General features: G+C 61.2%; 23 protein-coding genes. 11 read left to right on the plus strand and 12 right to left on the minus strand.

Annotation, left to right across the window (positions count from 1 at the left end):
- Nucleotides 1-4: 4 nt before the first annotated feature.
- The 9 genes from napE to DXT96_RS18355 form a co-directional block, all read right to left on the minus strand.
- On the minus strand, nt 5-190 hold the full coding sequence (gene napE / locus DXT96_RS18315) for a periplasmic nitrate reductase, NapE protein (protein WP_046800942.1): 186 nt from the start codon (nt 188-190) through the stop codon (nt 5-7).
- 198 nt (nt 191-388) lie between these two features.
- Nucleotides 389-1,576: an NnrS family protein gene (locus DXT96_RS18320; RefSeq protein WP_153515857.1), complete on the minus strand. Its 1,188-nt coding sequence runs from the start codon at nt 1,574-1,576 to the stop codon at nt 389-391.
- Nucleotides 1,573-2,325: an ATP-binding cassette domain-containing protein gene (locus DXT96_RS18325; RefSeq protein WP_153515858.1), complete on the minus strand. Its 753-nt coding sequence runs from the start codon at nt 2,323-2,325 to the stop codon at nt 1,573-1,575. The genes DXT96_RS18320 and DXT96_RS18325 overlap by 4 nt, the downstream gene beginning before the upstream one ends.
- Entirely contained in the window at nt 2,322-3,131 is an 810-nt protein-coding gene (locus DXT96_RS18330) for an ABC transporter permease (RefSeq protein WP_153515859.1), read from the minus strand. The genes DXT96_RS18325 and DXT96_RS18330 overlap by 4 nt, the downstream gene beginning before the upstream one ends.
- A 5-nt stretch (nt 3,132-3,136) precedes the next feature.
- Nucleotides 3,137-4,120, minus strand: a complete 984-nt coding sequence (locus DXT96_RS18335) for an ABC transporter substrate-binding protein (RefSeq protein WP_153515860.1) — start codon at nt 4,118-4,120, stop codon at nt 3,137-3,139.
- Nucleotides 4,121-4,271: 151 nt separating this feature from the next.
- Nucleotides 4,272-4,649 (minus strand): hypothetical protein, encoded by a 378-nt coding sequence (locus DXT96_RS18340; protein ID WP_153515861.1) that lies wholly within the window; start codon nt 4,647-4,649, stop codon nt 4,272-4,274.
- Nucleotides 4,646-5,584: a U32 family peptidase gene (locus tag DXT96_RS18345; RefSeq protein ID WP_153515862.1), complete on the minus strand. Its 939-nt coding sequence runs from the start codon at nt 5,582-5,584 to the stop codon at nt 4,646-4,648. Before DXT96_RS18345 ends, DXT96_RS18340 begins: the two co-directional genes overlap by 4 nt.
- A gap of 5 nt (nt 5,585-5,589) precedes the next feature.
- Nucleotides 5,590-6,567 (minus strand): peptidase U32 family protein, encoded by a 978-nt coding sequence (locus tag DXT96_RS18350; protein WP_153515863.1) that lies wholly within the window; start codon nt 6,565-6,567, stop codon nt 5,590-5,592.
- Nucleotides 6,558-7,073 (minus strand): SCP2 domain-containing protein, encoded by a 516-nt coding sequence (locus tag DXT96_RS18355; protein WP_153515864.1) that lies wholly within the window; start codon nt 7,071-7,073, stop codon nt 6,558-6,560. Before DXT96_RS18355 ends, DXT96_RS18350 begins: the two co-directional genes overlap by 10 nt.
- 149 nt (nt 7,074-7,222) lie before the next feature.
- Between DXT96_RS18355 and DXT96_RS18360 the strand changes: the two genes are divergently transcribed.
- The 3 genes from DXT96_RS18360 to DXT96_RS18370 are packed head-to-tail and all read left to right on the plus strand — an operon-like array spanning nt 7,223 to nt 9,743.
- Nucleotides 7,223-7,573 carry a DUF488 domain-containing protein gene (locus DXT96_RS18360; RefSeq protein ID WP_149900831.1) on the plus strand — a complete coding sequence of 117 codons (351 nt, stop codon included), beginning with the start codon at nt 7,223-7,225 and terminating at the stop codon, nt 7,571-7,573.
- 56 nt (nt 7,574-7,629) lie between these two features.
- Nucleotides 7,630-9,156, plus strand: coding sequence for a UbiD family decarboxylase (locus tag DXT96_RS18365; RefSeq protein WP_194287674.1), 1,527 nt, complete (start codon nt 7,630-7,632; stop codon nt 9,154-9,156).
- Nucleotides 9,153-9,743 carry a UbiX family flavin prenyltransferase gene (locus DXT96_RS18370; protein ID WP_153515866.1) on the plus strand — a complete coding sequence of 197 codons (591 nt, stop codon included), beginning with the start codon at nt 9,153-9,155 and terminating at the stop codon, nt 9,741-9,743. The genes DXT96_RS18365 and DXT96_RS18370 overlap by 4 nt, the downstream gene beginning before the upstream one ends.
- Nucleotides 9,744-9,747: 4 nt before the next feature.
- On the opposite strand, the gene DXT96_RS18375 is transcribed toward DXT96_RS18370, so the two are convergent.
- A complete protein-coding gene (locus DXT96_RS18375) occupies nt 9,748-10,425 on the minus strand; it encodes an NnrU family protein (RefSeq protein WP_153515867.1) in 678 nt (225 codons plus the stop codon).
- Nucleotides 10,426-10,437: 12 nt separating this feature from the next.
- Complete coding sequence (locus tag DXT96_RS18380) at nt 10,438-10,593, minus strand: hypothetical protein (RefSeq protein ID WP_003520964.1); 156 nt, start codon at nt 10,591-10,593, stop codon at nt 10,438-10,440.
- A gap of 137 nt (nt 10,594-10,730) precedes the next feature.
- On the opposite strand from DXT96_RS18380, the gene DXT96_RS18385 reads away from it, so the two are divergent.
- From DXT96_RS18385 to DXT96_RS18420, 8 genes are all read left to right on the plus strand, one after another.
- Nucleotides 10,731-11,264, plus strand: coding sequence for a cytochrome c oxidase subunit 3 (locus DXT96_RS18385; RefSeq protein ID WP_153515868.1), 534 nt, complete (start codon nt 10,731-10,733; stop codon nt 11,262-11,264).
- A 5-nt stretch (nt 11,265-11,269) separates the two neighbouring features.
- Nucleotides 11,270-11,560, plus strand: coding sequence for a hypothetical protein (locus DXT96_RS18390; RefSeq protein WP_194287675.1), 291 nt, complete (start codon nt 11,270-11,272; stop codon nt 11,558-11,560).
- A gap of 178 nt (nt 11,561-11,738) precedes the next feature.
- Entirely contained in the window at nt 11,739-12,191 is a 453-nt protein-coding gene (locus tag DXT96_RS18395) for a cytochrome c (protein ID WP_046800955.1), read from the plus strand.
- Between the two features lie 24 nt (nt 12,192-12,215).
- Entirely contained in the window at nt 12,216-13,562 is a 1,347-nt protein-coding gene (locus DXT96_RS18400; protein WP_153515870.1) for a nitric-oxide reductase large subunit, read from the plus strand.
- Nucleotides 13,563-13,626: 64 nt separating this feature from the next.
- Nucleotides 13,627-14,439 carry a MoxR family ATPase gene (locus DXT96_RS18405; RefSeq protein ID WP_153515871.1) on the plus strand — a complete coding sequence of 271 codons (813 nt, stop codon included), beginning with the start codon at nt 13,627-13,629 and terminating at the stop codon, nt 14,437-14,439.
- 72 nt (nt 14,440-14,511) lie between these two features.
- Nucleotides 14,512-16,410 (plus strand): nitric oxide reductase activation protein NorD, encoded by a 1,899-nt coding sequence (locus DXT96_RS18410; protein ID WP_153515872.1) that lies wholly within the window; start codon nt 14,512-14,514, stop codon nt 16,408-16,410.
- A 237-nt stretch (nt 16,411-16,647) separates the two neighbouring features.
- Entirely contained in the window at nt 16,648-16,953 is a 306-nt protein-coding gene (locus DXT96_RS18415) for a DUF2249 domain-containing protein (protein WP_149900822.1), read from the plus strand.
- A gap of 78 nt (nt 16,954-17,031) precedes the next feature.
- Nucleotides 17,032-17,565, plus strand: coding sequence for a DUF2249 domain-containing protein (locus DXT96_RS18420; protein ID WP_153515874.1), 534 nt, complete (start codon nt 17,032-17,034; stop codon nt 17,563-17,565).
- Nucleotides 17,566-17,650: 85 nt separating this feature from the next.
- On the opposite strand, the gene DXT96_RS18425 is transcribed toward DXT96_RS18420, so the two are convergent.
- A complete protein-coding gene (locus tag DXT96_RS18425) occupies nt 17,651-18,883 on the minus strand; it encodes an NnrS family protein (protein WP_153515875.1) in 1,233 nt (410 codons plus the stop codon).
- Nucleotides 18,884-18,958 lie beyond the last annotated feature (75 nt).

Raw genomic sequence — 18,958 nt, forward strand, 5'->3', positions numbered from 1 at the left:
GCCCTCAATGGCCGGGTGGTCCCGGCGGCCCGTAAATGATCTGGAACATCCAGACGATAAAACCATAGGCTCCGACAAATCCGACCGCCAGCACAGGCCAAATCCCAAAAGCCAGAACGGCGAAGGTAATAAGCTCCCTCGTCCGGCTCGGCTTTCCATCTGCGTGCAGAGGCGCGACTATTTTGGGCATATTCGCGTTTCCCTGTTCGGTTCGAGTTATCATCGGCCAAAAGGCAGAAATATTCAACCACTTGATTTTATTGATTATTTATTAGAAATAACATTCATCAATAGGGCCGGCCTAAGTCACTGATTTCATATTGCGCTTTTGCCAAAAAAATAATCAGGCGACACGAAGGCGTGGAAGGTGAGAGGAACACGTTGCACCTCAGCCACAAGCTCCCCCTGCATCAACACCGGGCGCACGCATGAAGGGCAGGAAGCCCTGAAGCCAGACGCCGAAACTTGCCGCCCACAGGATAGCACTGAGGCCGTGATGATAGGGTGACACGAACGCTGCGAAATCGAATTCCGGCAGGATGCGGATCAGCCCGGCCGCCACCATCAGGGCGGCGGCCATATGCGCCTGCCACGGCAGATATATGAGGTTGCGTCCGGTATGCCGCAGCCCGGCGATGATGAACACAGCCATGATGGCGCAGCCAAGTGCGCCCACCGACAACAGGTGCAGGCCAGCGGCGGGCGTGACGGAAAAACCGAGCCGCCCCGCCCCGAGCGCCAGAAAACCCGCACCTGCAAAGGCATTGCCAAGACCGAGCAGCAGGACTTCGGTCATGAAAGTGGCACGCCCGATGAACCATTCCGCCAGCCGGTCAAAAAATGCCGCACCGGCCGCAAGCGCCAGCCAGGCGCAAACATCGCTTTCCGGAAAGAAGAGTTTTGCCACCATGTATAACGTCACCATGGCGCCCGCCATGTGCTGGCGGCCGGGATGTGGCCGGTAAGGCGTGGTCTCGCCGCTCGGATCGAGCGCCAGATTGATGACGACCACATTGATGCGGGCGGCCGAGAGCGAAAACAGCACGGTGAAGATGCACAGCGCCGCCTCCAGAAAGCGAGCTGCAAGTTCCAGATCACCGATCCACCAAGCGTAGCGCACGCCCGTCTCCATCGCCGCAAACAGAATGAGCCAGACGAGGAACGCCAGATGTTTCGTCGTTCGCCGCACCAGCATCGCCTTGCCGATAAGCACGGAGAGCGCGAGCAGAAATGCCAGATCAAAAAAGCCCGCCAGCAGGCTCCACGCATCGGCCCCGACGAAGCCGATCAGGCGACCCGGCAGCCAGAGGCCGGCGAGACAAAGCAGCGTACGGCCCGCTGCCGCTTTCGTATCGGTCCATTCAGGCACTGCCGAACCGAGAAAACCGGCGAGCGCCATGCCATAGGTGCCGAAAATCATTTCATGGGCATGCCATTGCGATGGGGGAACGACATTGGCGAAAGGCAGGGCATAGCCGCCGATGACGATCCACAAAAACGGCCAGACCGCGCCGTGCAGGGCGGCCAGAGGGAAAAACAGCCGTAGGGCTTCCGAAAGGATCGGTGGTTGCCTCATCGCATCCGCTCCTTTGCCGAAAACAATTCGGCGAAAGCCGGGCTCTCGGACAGGAATTCCACCTCGTCGAACACCGCGCGTGCCATACGCCGCCCCGGTGAACCGGCCGGAGTATGGGCGGCAACAATGCGGCCATCGACACCTGAGAGCACGATCAGCCTGTCGGCCACCAACAGCGCTTCATGAAGATCGTGAGTGACGAGAAGCGTGGAGAAACCACGCCTGCGAGCGGCATCCACCAGAAGCTCCTGCAAATGCCGGCGCAGGCCGACATCAACGGCACTGAAGGGTTCGTCCAGAAACAGCATGTCCGGTTCCACCGCAAGCGCCCGCGCCACCCCGGCACGCTGGCGCATGCCGCCGGAAAGCTCGACCGGATATTTGTGAAAATCCGTCTCTTCCAGACCGACTTCCAGGGCAAACTGCCCGGCGGTCTCCCGCCGTTGCCGTTTCGGCATGCCCGCCGCAGCGAGACCATAGGCGATATTGTCGATCAACGTCATCCATGGCAGCAACCGCGGCTCCTGAAAAACCAGACCTTGCCGGTGGTAATTGCGCCGCACACGGCCGCGAACGGGATCGATGATGCCGGCCGCGATCTGCAAAATCGTTGTCTTGCCGCTGCCGGAGGGACCAAGCAGGGCGACTGTTTCACCGGGCGCTATACGGAGATCGAAATTCTCGAACAGGCTGCGGCCGAGAAAGGCGTGGCCGACATGCTCGAAACTCAAGACGGAATGGTCGCTCATCGTTTGACACCCCATGGCAATCCGGCGGCACGCCAGCGTTCCAGCGCTTCGCGCAGCAGATGCAGCAGGCCGTAATCGGTGATGAGCGCCAGCGCGACGGTGATGGTGAGCCAGGCGCTGACCTGCGCGATATCGAACAGCGCCCGTGCTGTTGCCAATTCACCGCCGATGCCGCCGGAATTCGACAGAAGCTCGGCCATGACGGTCACTTTCCAGGCGCTTCCGGCCGTGGTCGTCCATGCCGGGAAGAGATAGGAAAGCACATGCGGCATGGTGACGGTGCGCAGCCGGTAAAACCACGGAGCGCCAAAGGCCTGCGCCATCACCTCCAGCTGACGGTCCCGCTTGGCCACCCCTTCCAGCGCGCCTGCGAAAGAAACGGGGGCCGAGGCGATGACAACGGTCATGACGGCAGTACCGCCCGACGAACCGAACCAGATGAGCGCCAGCACGATCCAGCCGATGGGCGGCACGCCGAGAAGGACGGTGACAACAGGCTTCATCAGCCGCATGGCAGCGAATGAATAGCCCGCCGCCACACCCGCCACCGTGCCGATGCCGGCGGCGATGGCAAAACCGGTCAACGCCCTGACAGCACTCTGCGACAGGATGGCGAAGAAATCCGGCCGCGCCGCCAGAAGCCCGATTGCCGCGAAAGTCTCACCCGGCGAGGGCAGGATGAAGGAGCCGTAAATCTCATGTCCGGCCTGCCAGGCGGCGAGAAAACAGAAAATGCCGGAAAGCCCGGCCCAGCCCGCCCAGAGATAGCGACCCGTCCAGCCAAGACTTTCAAGAATGCGGTCCATGCCTGCTACACCAGATAAAAGCCGTCATCCGGCCGCCGCCCCCCGATGATTGCCGGGTCGGCCTTGGCGAGCTCGTCGTAAAATGCCTCGAGATCGGCGCGCGCCGCACTCGCCTTCAGTGCCGACAAATGACTTGTGGGGAAGGAGGCAGCGATGATTTCCGGCGGGAAACCGAGAGCATCGGCCGCGGCGGCGGCCGCCGTTTGCGGGTCAGCGGCGGCACTGGCAAGTGCCGTTTCCATGCCGGCCTGCAAAGCCTCTATACCCGCCTTGCCGAGCTTTTGCTGAACCTGCGACGTCAGGGCGAGACCCGCCTGCGGGATTTCCGGCTTGCCCGCCACCTTTGCCCATTCCTTCTGGATATCGATGGTGCGGTGAACGGTCATGAAAAACGACTTTGCCTTGATCAACACAGCGGTCGCAGCCGGTTCACTGAGCAGGGCCGCATCCACCCGGCCCGTCAGCAGCAATTGCACGGCTTCCGGTGGCGAAGCCGCATATTCCAGCGTGATATCGCCGGGCTTCAAGCCGTTTTCGGCAACAAGGCGGCGCAGCACGAAATCGGGCATATCGTTCTTGAAAGGCAAAGCCAGCGTCTTGCCGGAAAGGCTTTCCAGCGACGTCAGCGTCTCGCCCTTCGACACGACGTAAAGCAGACCGGTGGTCAGCACGTTCAGAAGCCCAAGGTCAAGGCCGCGATTATGGAGATTGGCGGCACCATAACTTGGCATCACTACCGCCCCCATGGAGCCGGAGGCGACAGCGGCGCGCATTTCATCTGGGGTTTTCCAGGCCTTGAAGACGGCCCCAGGTGCGACATCCTTCAGGAACCCGCCTTTTACAGCATGGGCCAGCACGGCTGAGGGCGCGGCAGGAGGGCCATAGAAGGTGAGTGGCGTTTCCGCCTTCAGAAGATGCGGCGCGGCAAGTGTCGCCACCGTCAATCCCGAAAAGGCCGAAAGCGCCTGACGACGGGTGAGATAAGCCATGGTCCTGATCCTTGTTCGCGCCGAACGCGCCTTAATGCGTGTGACGCCCACTCGGGTCGATCTTCCGGCCACAGGTGCGTCACCCATCTGGAAGTGACATTTTGCAAGCGGTCGCTCTTTGCGCAGGATCAAACAGCGTCGGAAAGCAGGCCTATTCGCCTGTCTTGAGAGACAGGGCGTCACGCAGAATTCGCGATCCTTCCTGAGCGGAGGCGGCGATATCGAGAAACATCAGGCTCGCCGTTTCGACGACACCTTCATCGACCGTATCGTCCTCGGCAAAATCCGCCAGCATCTCGATCAGAAGCCCGATCTTGCGCCGCTCCTCGCGGGCGGCAGCCAGAAGCTTGACTATATTGCGCTGGCGCTCAAAATCCTCAAGTTCGCGCAGCGCCTCATGCACCTTGTCGCGGCAACCGCAATCGAGTGCGCTCTGCAAAACGACATTGCGCACCAGATGGATCGCCGCCGCAATATCCGCCCCGCCCGGTGCTACGGCCGCTTGCTGGTTTTGTCCGCTCATCATCATAGGTTCGCTCCATGCGCCGTGTTGCGGGCACGGGCGATCCAGGCCACCCCTTCCTGCCCGTGGTGAAAACCATTGGAAAAAGGCACGTCGGGATAGGCTTTTCGCAGAAGGTGGAGACCGTTTTCCACATCCACCCTGCCGGCGAGAACATCGTCGTGAATCTGCGCCACGGCCACCATGTCGCAATCCTGCGGCGACAGCCGGAAGCGGGCGATGCCGGCAACGGCCAGATCCTGCAATTCGCCAAGCAGCGACTGGCAGGTGTGCGACACCGTCTGCACGCCGTTCAGCGCCAGAAACGACTGCCGGTCGAGGGTGCGGACCGGTAGTCCGTCCGGATCGTCACCGCAGACGAACTGGCAATTATCCTTGATATTGCCCTTGGCGCGGGCATGGGCGCAGCGCGCCGAAATGGCGAGCGGCAGGCGGCCGAAAGCGAAGATTTCGAACTCCACATCAGGCGTTTCCGCTACGATACGTTCCACCGAAGTTACCGGCAGTTCCGGCGGCAGGCATATAGCGGTCGCGCCGCGAGACGAAAGCAGCCGCGCGGTGGCGGCATTATAGACATTCACCATTGGCCCGACGACATGAGGCGTGCCGTGCAACAGGCCGAGCGCCGAAAGGTCGTTCGCCTCGACGGGATAGGGACTGTCGGCGATCAGGCCGCGCAGCTGGCGGCTTTCCCGCTCCATAGTCACCAGTGAAAGCGTCGAGAGGATCACCTGTTTTCCGGCACTCTCCAGCCGCTCGATCACCTCGGCCAGATGCGGCTCGGTGAAATGAAACCGTTTGGAACAGACGGTTTCGCCGAGATAGACATGGCTGACAGGAGCCTCATCGGCGATGCGGAAATAGAAATCGCGCCATTTCTCGCCCTGCCAGAGATAAAGGACCGGGCCGAGCGCCAATGTGGCCTTTGCGGTTTTTGCCATCGCCATCACCTCCAGCGTTTCTCGTAAGCACCGACAGTTGTGCGCTGGCCTTCGCTTAAGAGCCGCAGGCGTGAGAGCAGCCGTCCCCGCTCTTCGGCGCTGGCGGCCAGCGCCCGGTGCAGGGTGGACACCACCTCCGCCACATAGGCCTTGCCGCGCTGGCGGCCCTCGATCTTCAGCGCGCTCACACCCGCGTCGCGCAAGGCATCGATCTGGTCCATCACGTCAAGCGATACCGGGTCCTCGAAGGCATAGGACTTGTCGTCGGCAATCTCGAAACGCCCCTTGCACAGCGTTGGGTAACCCGCCGCCTCTCCATCTGGAAAGCGGTTGATGGTGTAATCGCCGAGTTCCGACACCAGTTCCTGCCCATCCTGCCGGTAACGAACATGGCTCGCCGGCGAGCAGACGCCGTTAATGTTGGGTGATTTTCCGGTGGCGTAGGATGAAAGCGAGCAACGCCCCTCCGCCATGACGCAGAGGCCGCCAAACACGAAGATTTCGATCTCGCAGCGGATTTGCCGCGCCAGCCGGGCGATGTCGGCAATCGTCAGCGTGCGCGGCAGCACCACGCGTTTTGCGCCGAAGGCATCGACGAGAAAATTCACCGCATCGGCATTGGAGGCAGAAGCCTGCACGGAGACATGGATGCGCTGCTGCGGATGGTGTTCCGCCACATGCGCCATCAGGCCGAAATCGGCAAGGATCAACGCATCCGCTCCCGCCTTCACGGCATCGGCCGCGCCGCGATACCAGATATCCTCATTGCCAGCACGCATGAAGGTGTTGAGCGCCACGAAGGTCTGCACACCGCGTTTCTTCGCGTAAGCGATGGCTTGGGCAAGCTCCTCGCGGGAGAAATTGAGGCCGGGGAAATTGCGGGCATTGGTCTCATCGCGAAACCCGCAATAGACGGCGTCTGCGCCGGCATCCACGGCCTCGCGGAACGCGGCGGGCGTTCCCGCCGGACAGATCAGTTCCATGCCTCACCTCCCCGCGTTTCGGATAGAACATGGCCACGCAAGCGGTTCGCGAGGCCCGTTACCACCGGTGCAAAGGGTCCGGCAAATGAACCGAGATCACGCGGCAGGTCGATGCCGCTGTCATCGAGCGCATTGCGCAGCGCCAGCATCGCCTCCATGTCGCCGGTCACACTCAGATCACGCGAGAAGAATAGCGCATCGGCATCCTGCCGCCCCTCCATCAGTGCAAGCAGCATGAAGAGCGGCCCCTCGACCGCCGCATCCGCCTTCGGCAGACGGCCCTTGCGGCTGACGGTGATGGCGGGACGCGCCGGTTCCACCATGAAGGCGAAGGGCAGATCGACGGGAAGAAAGGTAAAACGCTTGTTGCAATGTTCTCCCAGCCGACCGAACAGATCGGGATGTCGTTTCATGATCTGCGCCAGCATCGCCGCCGTCGCTCGCTGCACCACGGCAAGGGGCAGAAAATTCATGGGGCGGGCGATGGCGGCGGGAAACGGTCTCATAGATGGTCCTGTCAGGTCAGTTGCGGGCAGGAACCTAACCGCAGCGCGCCAGCACCGGTTTGAGCGAACGCAAAGACAGGGAGATTTTCGGGTGCAGTTTCACAAAAGCCGCTATAAATCATTCACTTGCGAAGCGAAGGAGGCCGCCCATGTCCGAGATAAGGATCAAACGGATTTACGACGCCGCCAGCGATGATGACGGCGCACGCATTCTGGTGGACCGGCTGTGGCCACGCGGCATGCGCAAGGAAACCGCACAGCTTTCCCTGTGGATGAAGGAAATCGCGCCCAGCAACGAATTGCGCAAGAATTTCTCGCATATGCCGTCACGCTTCGCGGAATTCACCCGGCACTATCATGAGGAACTGGCGGCCAATCCCGAAGCCGTGGCACACATGAAGGAGCTGATGGCGAAGGGCCGCGTCACGCTGCTTTATGCCGCCCATGATACCGAACACAACCACGCCCTCGTTCTCGCCGACTATCTTCGTTCGCACTGAAGCCGCATTTGCGGCAGCGCAAGGACATGTCGCATCGCCGCCGGCAAACAGGCGGCATGAGAGACGAACCGACAGATAAAAAGACAGAAGCGAAACCTGCCCGCGCCGCCGATCTGCGCGGTTTCGTCCGGTTGCTGGAAGAACGCGGGCAGCTGCGGCGAATCCGCCAGCCGGTTTCGCTGGTGCACGAAATCACCGAAATCCACCGCCGTGTGCTCGCCGATGGTGGGCCGGCCCTGCTTTTCGAGCAACCCGTTGACCATGAGGGCAAGGTGCGGGACATGCCGCTGCTTGCCAATCTCTTCGGCACGCGGCAGCGCATCGAATGGGGGCTCGGGCTTGAGACCGGCGGGCTGCCCGCGCTTGGGAAAATGCTCGCCGAATTGCGCGAGCCACAACCGCCGAAATCCATGGCCGAGGTATGGGGTAAACTGCCTTTGCTGAAGGCCGCACTGTCCATGCGGCCAAGCAACGTCTCGCGCGCGCCGGTGCAGGAAAAGATACTGACGGGTGATGTGGTCGATCTTGCCCGCCTGCCGGTGCAATGGTGTTGGCCGGGCGAGCCGGCCCCGCTCATCACATGGCCGCTGGTCATCACCCGTTCGCCCGATGATCCCGACGATATCAATGTCGGCATCTATCGCATGCAGGTGCTGGGGCCGGACAGGGTGATCATGCGCTGGCTGGCGCATCGCGGCGGCGCGCAGCACCACCGGCTGTGGCAGGCACGCGGGCTGGATATGCCAGTTACCGTCGCCATCGGCACTGATCCCGCCACCATTCTTTCCGCCGTCATGCCGCTTCCCGAACATATCAGCGAGCTTGGTTTTTCTGGCCTGCTGCGCGGCTCGAAAAGTCGCATCGCGAAAGCTTTGACGGTGCCGATGCCGGTACCAGCCAACGCTGAGATTGTGCTGGAAGGTACTGTTTCGGCCACGGAAACGGCAATGGAAGGCCCCTATGGCGACCACACCGGCTATTATAATTCCGTCGAGCCTTTCCCGGTCATGACGCTGTCGGCGATCACCATGCGCCGCGATCCGATCTATCTTTCCACCTATACCGGCCGGCCGCCGGATGAACCCTCGGTTCTAGGGGAAGCCATGCTCGAGATCTTCCTGCCGCTCGTCAAAAGACAGTTTGCGGAAATCGTCGATCTGTGGATGCCACCGGAGGCCTGTTCCTATCGCGTCATGGTCGCGTCCATCGACAAGCGTTATCCCGGTCAGGCAAAGCGGGTGATGATGGGCCTGTGGTCGATGCTGCCGCAGTTCAGCTATGTGAAGCTCATCATTCTGGTCGATCCAGACATTGATGTGCGCAGCTGGGCGGATGTCATCTGGGCGGTCTCCACCCGTTTCGATGCCTCGCGCGATACGACGATCATCGACGAAACGCCGATCGATTATCTCGACTTCGCCTCTCCGAAAGCCGGCCTCGGCGGCAAGATGGGGCTGGACGCCACCCGCAAGCTGCCGCCGGAAACGGAGCGCGAATGGGGCCGCGTGCTGTCCATGACGCCTGACGTGATCGCGAAAGTCGATCTGATGTGGCGTGATCTCGGCCTTGGAGAACGGCCATGACCCCGTGCCGCGTCGTGGTCGGCGTTACCGGCGCCTCTGGTGCCGGCATTGCGCTGCGCATCATCGAGCGTCTCGCCGACATGAAAAACGTCGAAATCCATCTGGTCCTGTCGCAATCTGCCAAGCGTACGGTGTTGCATGAGGAAGGTGCTGAAGCCATGGGGCGGATGTTCTCGCTCGCCAGCGTCAATCATGCCGTCGATGATATCGGCGCGGCGATCGCCAGCGGTTCTTTCCCGACCACTGGCATGATCATTGCGCCCTGCTCGATGCGGACGCTCGCGGCCATCGCAACCGGGCTTTCGGACAATCTTCTCACCCGCGCCGCCGACGTGCATTTGAAGGAACGCCGGAAGCTGGTGCTGATGACCCGCGAAACACCGCTGCATCTCATCCATCTGCGCAATATGTGCGCGGTGACGGAAGCAGGCGCCGTCGTGATGCCGCCGGTACCGGCCTTTTACAACAGGCCGCAAAGCGTAGATGATATTGTCGATCAGCTCGCCGCCCGCGCCATTGATCAGCTTGGCATCGCTTCCGCACCGCAGGCGGCGATATGGCAGCCGCATGTGGTGAAGGCACCCTAAGCGATCAGAGATAGGCCATCGGGTCCGCGCCGAAGAGCGCGGCATGGCCACCTGCCAGCAGCCACCAGACCGTCAATCCCGTCAGCGCCGCGGCTAACAGCATCGGCTCATCCACGGCGATGCGGGTTTTACCGGTGAGAATCGCTGCGAAAGGAACCGTGGAGCTTTCGCCGGCCGTAGCGCTCCATGCACCGCCCAGTCTTTTGCGGGCGCGTTTTTCGGTCATCGCCATTCCGCCAAGCGAAAACAGCGCAAAGCCGCCGAAGAGGATAACGGAGCGCAGATCGCCATTCGGCACGACATGCCCCAGAGACCAAAACAGAAAACCGACAAGCACAGGGTGCCGCGTGATGTGCACGATTGCCCCCCGCTTCTCTCCCTGTCGCACGGAAATGGAGAGCGGATTGACACTGAGAAGACCGGCCAGCACGAAAAACAGCCCAATCGGCGCTGCCAGAAAGGTGACATGCGCCTGCCAGGGCGCGACATCCCAGAGCGGAACGTATTCGACTGAGAGCGCGGCATAAAACACCCAGCCCAGCGCCAGAAGCGAGACAACGGAATAGAGACCGAAATAGGTGGGCCTGCCGATGGCCGCAATCAGCCGGCCGCGCACGGCAGGTACGGCGGGAATGGAATGCAGCGCCACGAAAAGCGAAAGAGCGGCGACAAGTTCAAGCATCCGACTGCCTTCTCACTGGTTCAGGAACAGCACCGAAGCAATGGCCACGGAGGCAAGCACGGCGGAAACCGCGCCCATGCGCTGCAACACTCCCATACGGTACAACAGCACCGCAAAGCCAATGATAATAGGGGTTGCGACAATCAGCCCGACCTGCGCGTCGTTCATGGGAAGCTCCATTTTCCAGAGTTGCGCTTTGTCATGACAATAGGGCTTTGCGCGCTCCCTTCTTTGACCGACCGCAAAGAAGCGGGGTTTGAGGACGCCTAAGCGTGGCTTGCTGTTTTACAATTACGGGCGAGGCCATGGCGATAAATACGGAAGAGGAAAGCGGAAATCTGCTCCTGTGGATTCTGGTATGGAGCGAACTTGCAGCCTTCGGCGCGCTGACCGGGGCGTTCATCATCGCCTTCGCGCTCAACCCTGATGCGTTCGCCGCCGCTCGCCAGCATCTTCAGCCGCAGCTTGCCGGTCTCAACACGCTGATTTTGCTGGCAAGCGGCTGGCAGGCGGCCTTGGCGGCCAGCCGCCACACCGCGTTTCCTGCAAAAAGGCGGGCGCTGGTTCTCGCCGGCCTGCTGGGTTTCGCTTTCGTCGGTGTGAAACTCCATGAATATTCCACCGAAATCGCCTTCGCGTCCGATCCCGCCTATGGCGCGTTCTTCGAGCTCTATTTCCTGCTCACCGGCTTCCACCTGCTGCATGTCGTCTTCGTGGCGATCCTGCTGTTCATCGTCGCCTGCTGGCCCAAAAACGAGAATATCACGCTGGTGACGACGCTGTGGCATGTCATCGATCTGGTCTGGATCGTCATCTTTCCCGTCGTCTATCTGGTTTGACAATCATGATCCACCGCACCTCCCGCCAGCTTGCAAGAAGTTTTGCAGTGCTCGCCATTCTCGTTCTCGCGGGCACGGCCGTCGTCACCTCATGGAAGGCGGCGCTTCTGCCGCCGGTCGCCGCCGCCTGCCTGATGCTGCTTTTCGCGCTTATGAAATCCAGACGCGTCATCGACGATTTTCTGGGCTTTCGCGAAGAGCGCGGGCTGCTGCGCACAGCACTTCTGGCATGGCCCGCAATCTTCGCCGCCGCAGCCCTTTTGCGGGCGTTCCTGCAGGGCATTTTGTCGCTCTGAAAAGGCGGACCGCACCACCTCTCCCGTTGTTTGCCAAATGGCAAAGAACGCCGGCGGCCAGCCGCTAGAAAGGCTTCAGACCCCACCGCATTCCGCCAGCCTGCTGGCAAATCCCGGCAAGAGGGTTCGATCAAGCCAGTCCGCATAAGCGGTCTTCCGGATGGAAAGGACCATTGGCATGGCAGAACGCCTGACCAAAACAGGAGCGCGAAACGTCTTTTACGGCGGCTCCATCTTCTTCTTCGCCATATTCGTCGGGCTGACCGCCCATAGCCATTATTACATGCGCACCACCTCGACGGATGAAAGCACGCTGACGGAAAGCGTCGCGCGCGGCAAACACGTGTGGGAGAAAAATTCCTGCATCAACTGTCACACGCTGCTCGGCGAAGGCGCCTATTTCGCACCCGAACTCGGCAATGTCTGGAAGCGCTATGGCGGCGTGGAAGACAAGGAGACGGCGCGCGATTCCATCAAGGCCTGGATGGCCGCCCAGCCCACCGGCATCGAAGGCCGCCGCCAGATGCCGCAGTTCAATCTCACCGAACAGGAACTCGATGATCTCGTCGACTTCCTCGAATGGACGAGCCGGATCAAGACGCAGAACTGGCCGCCGAACGATGCGGGTTGAGGTTGACGGCAAGGAGATGACGAGATGAAATACCAGACGCAAAAAGTCGCCATGCTGTATTTTTACGGCGCAATCGGGCTGTTCGTGGCGCAGATCCTGTTCGGCGTCATCGCCGCAACGATCTACGTGCTGCCCAACACCCTTTCCGAGCTTCTGCCCTTCAACATCGTGCGCATGATCCACACCAATGCGCTGGTCGTGTGGCTGTTGATGGGCTTCATGGGCTCAACCTTCTATCTTCTGCCGGAAGAAACAGAAACGGAGCTTTACAGTCCCAAGCTCGCCATCGCGCAGTTCTGGATCTTCCTGGTGGCCGCCGCGGTTGCCGTGGTCGGTTATATGTTCCGCATCCATGAAGGCCGCGAATTCCTCGAACAGCCCTTCGCCATCAAGGTCGGCATCGTCCTTGTCGTGCTGATGTTCCTGTTCAACATCACCATGACAGCGCTGAAGGGCCGCAAAACCACCGTCATCAACATCCTGCTGTTCGGGCTGTGGGGTCTCGCGGTCTTCTTCCTCTTCGCCTTTTACAATCCCATCAATCTGGCACTCGACAAGATGTACTGGTGGTACGTCATCCATCTGTGGGTGGAAGGCGTGTGGGAACTGATCATGGCCTCGATCCTCGCCTTCCTGATGATCAAGCTCAACGGCATCGACCGCGAAGTGGTGGAAAAATGGCTCTATGTCATCGTCGGTCTTGCGCTCTTCTCGGGCATTCTCGGCACCGGCCACCATTATTACTGGATAGGCGCGCCGGGTTACTGGCAGTGGATCGGCTCGCTGTTCTCGACGCTGGAAGTGGCCCCCTTCTTCACCATGGTCATCTTCACCTTCGTGATGACCTGGAAGGCCGGCCGCAAGCATGAGAACCGCGCAGCCCTCCTCTGGTCGATCGGCTGCTCGGTCATGGCCTTCTTCGGCGCCGGCGTCTGGGGCTTCCTGCACACGCTGTCGTCGGTGAATTACTACACCCACGGCACGCAGCTCACCGCCGCCCACGGCCATCTCGCCTTCTTCGGCGCCTATGTGATGCTGAACCTTGCGATGATGGCCTATGCCATCCCCGAAATGAAGAAGCGTGCGCCCTACAATCAGTGGCTTTCGATGACGAGCTTCTGGGTCATGTGCACGGCCATGTCGGTCATGACCTTCGCGCTGACCTTTGCCGGTGTGGTGCAGATCCAGCTTCAGCGGGTCATGGGTGAAAGCTTCATGGATGTGCAGGACCAGCTGGCGATCTTCTACTGGATCCGTCTCGGTTCTGGTCTCGCGGTTCTCATTTCGGCGGTCATGTTCATCTGGGCAATCCTGGTACCGGGCAAGCAGAAACAGGGCGACGTTGCCCGCCTCGTGCAGCCCGCCGAATGAGAAACGGACCGGCTCTCCTTTTCCCCGGAGAGCCGGTTCCTTACCACCAACCATGGAGATGACCATGAATACGATTTTCCGCCCCGCGCCGCAGCCTTTGCCGGACGCACCTTTTTACACACCGCTCGGCAATGAATGCACGCTGTTCGAAAGCGCCTGGGTGCGGCAATTGCCGCTGCTGCTGAAAGGTCCGACCGGTTGCGGCAAGACCCGTTTCGTCAGCCATATGGCAGCGAAACTCGGCCTGCCGCTTTCCACCGTTTCGTGCCACGACGATCTTGCTGCCGCTGATCTGACCGGCCGTTACCTGCTGAAAGGCGGTGAAACCGTGTGGATGGACGGCCCGCTGACGCGATCCGTGCGGCAGGGCGGCATATGTTACCTCGACGAGATCGTCGAGGCGCGCAAGGATGTCGCGGTTGTTCTACATCCGCTCACCGATGACCGCCGCATCCTGCCGCTGGAGCGTACCGGCGAGGTGCTGGAAGCGCCCTCCGGCTTCATGCTCGTCGTTTCCTATAATCCCGGATACCAGAACCTTTTGAAGAGCCTGAAACCCAGCACCCGCCAGCGCTTCGTCGCCATCGAATTCGATTTTCTGCCGAAAGAACAGGAAATCGCCGTGGTCTCGCATGAGAGCGGGCTGGATGCGCGCGATGTCGAACCGCTTGTCGATCTCGCCCATCGGCTGCGCGGCCTGAAGGGCCACGATCTGGAAGAAGGCGTCTCCACCCGGCTGCTCGTTTATTGCGCCAGCCTCATCGATACCGGCCTTCCCGCCCGTCAGGCCGTGCGTGCGACCATGATCGAACCGCTGACCGACGAGCCTGATGTGAAGGCCGCGCTGCATGAAGTCGCGGATGCGATCATCCGATAGCGCGCTTTGATATCCACACCGGGTTGCGCGGTTGCCCCGCGCATTCCGGTCCGATGCCATGAAGGATAAACCATGCTGGACTTTCTGGAACTGGAAGAAACCGTCGGCCGCGCCTGGCACAGGCTGATCGGCGAAACCGGCACATGGCTGCGCTTCCCGGATCACGCCGTGAAGCTGGAGGATATGCAGGCCGTGCTGGCCATCTGTTTCCGCGGTTTTGGTGGTGAACATGCGGTGCAGATCGCGCCGGCCCGCGCCCGTACCTCCACGCACCGACTAAGGCTTCGTCAGCGCATGGGCCTTGGGGAAGAAAAGCTGGCCCAGCCGGGCCGCGATCACGCCACGCTGATGTTGCCGCCCGTACTCGATCTGTTTCCCGACCGCTGCCTCAACCGCGATCTCTATCTCTGGCTCGCCGCCGCCATGGCGATGATGCCGCTTGAACCAGTCATGGCCGCCGACCCGTTGGGCAACGATCTTGCCCGGCTCGACCGCGCCACAGAGCTGGCAAAAGCCGTCACCCATGCGTTTCCCGGCATGAAGACCCGTTATCGCCGGCTTTGCGCCGCGATGCTCGCGGTGCGCCAGAAGCGGCCGCTGCCCCAGACGGAGCAGCAGGTGGAACAACGGGTGCTTTCCATGCTGGCCGATGCAGCAGGGATCGAGGGCCATACGCCGCCCGCCGGCTTCCCGGAAAAGGCCCCGCCGCGTTATCTACCGATGCTGCCGGTGCCGCTGTGGCCGGATACGCTGCTGCGAGAAACATCCGAGGCCCGGCAAGGCGAGGACCAGCCGGCCTCCAATGCAGCGCCGCAGAGTGCGGAAGCGGCCCGCCATATCGCTGTGCGCGAAAAGGCCGAGAATCGCCAGACCGAACGCAGCCCCTTCATTCTCAACCGTTTCGAAAAAATCCTCGCCATGGCCGAGATGGTCAATGTCGACCGGCCGGGTGACGACAGCGACGATGCCGACGGCAGTGCGGCGGATGAGCTTGACGATATGACGCTGGGTGAAAGAAAGGGAAGGCCTTCCGCCCGCTTCCGTTTCGATCTCGACCTGCCGCCTGAAGCACTGAACCATACGCCGCTGACGGCAGAACTGACCTATCCAGAGTGGGATTATCGCAGCGGCGCCTATCTCGCCGATCATTGCCGGGTCATTGCCGGACCGGCGAAGGACGCCGAGACGGCACCGGAACCCGACCCGGACACCAAAAGCCTCATCCGCCGCGTCAGGCGGCAATTCGAGGTGCTGAGGCCACGCCACGAAATGCTGCGAGCCCAGCTCGACGGCAACGATCTCGATCTTGACGCCGTGGTTCGCGCCAGAAGCGATATCGCCGCCGGAGGACAGGGCAGCGACCGCATTCATATGGCAAGCCGCCCGCAGGCGCATGATCTTGCCGTAACGATCCTCGTCGATGTATCCCTGTCCACCGATGCCTGGTTCGACAATCGCCGGGTGCTCGATGTGGAGAAGGAAGCCCTGCTGGTGCTTGCCCACGGGCTTTCCGCCTGCGGCGACAGTCACTCGATCCTGACCTTCACCTCCCGCCGTCGTTCGTGGGTGCGGGTGGAAACGGTGAAGGATTTCGATGAGCCGATGGGCCACACTATCGAGCGTCGCATTGCGGCGCTAAAGCCCGGTTTCTACACCCGCATCGGCCCCGCCATCCGTCATGCCAGCGCCAAGCTGCGTGAAAGACCGGAACGCCGCAAGCTGCTTCTGCTGCTGACGGATGGCAAGCCGAACGATGTCGACCATTATGAGGGCCGCTTCGCCATCGAGGACAGCCGCCGCGCGGTTTCCGAGGCGCGACGCTCGGGCGTCAGCGTTTTCGGCGTGACTGTCGATAGCAAGGCGCAATCCTATATTCCGGCCATGTTCGGCCAGAACGGCTATGCCATCGTCAACAGAATAGCGAAGCTGCCATCGGCGCTGCCGGCGATCTATCGCAACCTCGCCGGCTGAGACCTTGAGCGTTTCCGCTTTTCTTTGAAACGCGAAAACGTTCTAACTCTTTGTTTTTACGCATTTTCCGGACGCAAAACCGCTCCGCACTTTTGCTGGAAATGCTCTAATCTGACGAATCTCAGGTTTATTTGCGCGGCAACAATGTCGCCAGACGGCACGGCGGATAGGTTTTTCCAGTCCGCCGGCCGGCCGCACCGCCGGACATCATTCCATCCGCGGCCATGGAGCCAGCCTATGTCCGAAGCCCAGACCGCAACCAATATAGATGTGCGCATCATTCCGCCTCGCGAACGCCATCCGCGCATTTTCGGCGCGCTTGGCGCATTGACCGAAGGTCAATCGCTGCAGATCACCAGCGATCATGATCCCCGTCCGCTGCTCTACCAGCTGGCCACCAATTTCCCCGGCCAGTTCGGTTGGGAATATCTCGAACAGGGTCCGGAAGTCTGGCGTCTCGATATCGGCCGGCTGGAAGAACAGGCCGAAGGTTCCGAGGACGATATGTCCGGCTGCGAATGCTGCTGCGGATCCGAACATTGACCCCTGCCCCGGCGATGTGGTGAAAAGACCTCTGGCGGACGGCCCTTGCCGCCGCCAGCCGACAGATGAGGTGAAGCAATGACGGAAATGATCAGGGAACTCGATGTCCGGCCGCTTTTGCGGAGCGGCGGCGAGCCCTTTCCGGCCATCATGGAAGCCGTGGCCGGGCTTGCTCCCGGTGAGGCGCTGCGCTTATACGCCACCTTCCGGCCCGTTCCGCTGTTCAAGGTAATGGCCGAGCGCGGTTTCGACCATCAGGTGAGAGAAATCGGCGGCGGTGACTGGGAAGTGCTGTTTACGCCGCAATCCACTGAGACCGAACAGATTTCCGTTTCGCCGGCGCTTGCTGGCAATGCCGAGGAGCCGCAGATATGGCCCGATCCGGCCATCTATCTCGATCTGAGCGATGAGACGGCGGAAGGCCAGGCGAGCCGCACGCTTGCCGCACTCGGCCGTCTTCCGCCGGGCGCCGTGATCTTCGTGTTGATGCCGCAGGAGCCGACCTTTCTTTATCCGGAACTTCTGGCCCGGGGCCATCAATGGGCCGGCAATTTCGACGAGGCGCGCACGGCGTTTCGCATCTTTATCCGTGCCGGTGTGGGCGCGCATTAGGCGGGATATCAAGTCCCTCGAAAACGAAACGCCCTGGAAATTGCTTCCGGGGCGTTTTGTTTTGGCGGTGTCGCGATAAAGCCTTCTATGCTTTCAGCGGTTTGCGTTCCCGCATCAGGATCGGCCCATATTCGATGCAGAAGAGACCGAAGCCCACGATCCAGAGAAGCGCGGAGCAGGCGTAAAGATGCATCATCGCACCGGGGAAGAACTCGGCTGCCGGTCTCAGCAGCGCGCAGGCGATCAGCGCCACATAAGCGGCAATGGTAACCCTGCTGGCCGCAAGCTTGCGCCCGGTATGACCAAGGCTTGCTCTCGTCATGACAGCAAGCATCATGCAGCCGATGACCCCGACGGTGAAGATATGCAGGACGGAGCGTGTGTCCATGACGTCAAGAGCCGCCAGCGCTATGGTGATGAAACCGACGGGAATGAAGGCATAGGCCACATGCAGCACCACCAGCACCTGCTCCGGCCATGTCGTCCAGCCGCGCCAGCGGATCAGACGCACGGCGTGCATGAATGCCGCCAGAAGTGCCGTGGGTACGGCCAAGATGCTCTCGGGTTCTATTGTCCAGACGGCCAGCGCTGCGATGCCAGTCAGAATGGCGGCGGTATCGAAACCGTTATAAGGAACGGGGAAATCCGTGCGACCGAAACGGTTCAGCCAGTTGCGGGTAAAACTCGGCACGATACGGCCGCCGACGATGATGACGAGCACGGTATAGGCCGAGACCGCCAGGCGGGTCGCGATCAGGCTATGATCGCCCCCAATCGCAGCAACGTGGAATATGATATTGGCGACGGAAAGCGCCAGAAGCCCGCCCAGCACCTTCAGGTCCTTCCATTTGCGCCCGGCAATGACCTCGCGCGCGCAGATCGTTAGAAGTGCCGGCAGGAAAAGCCCGTCCACGGCTGCGGCGGTGACCACGCCCACCGTGTCCGGCACGAGCAGGAAAAGCCGGCCGGCACACCAGAGCGCAAACAGCCACACCAAAGGTTTGCCCGATACCGGCAGCCGCCCCGTCCAGTTCGGCACAGCCGTCAGAAGAAAGCCCGCCAGCACCGCCGAAGCGAAACCGAACAGCATCTCATGGGCATGCCAGTTCGGTGCACCATAATCCCCGCCAAGGTCGACGAAGCCGGAAAGGGCTGCGATCCACAACACCATCGCCACGATCGCCCAGATGGCGCCGCCGAGGAAAAACGGCCGGAAGCCGTAAGAAAAGATAACCGGGCCGGTGCGCGCCAGCCCTCTTGGAATGCCGCCCTTGGGCCGGGGCCGCCCTTGGGTGAGAACGGTTTCGCTGCCACTCATTATAATGCTCCTTGCTTGGTCTTGACATATGTCTAGACCCAAGCCCGTCCAGCTTCTTTGCGAACAGGCAAAGAG

Origin of the sequence: Agrobacterium sp. ICMP 6402 (assembly GCF_009498615.1) — a bacterium.
Taxonomy (GTDB): domain Bacteria; phylum Pseudomonadota; class Alphaproteobacteria; order Rhizobiales; family Rhizobiaceae; genus Agrobacterium; species Agrobacterium burrii.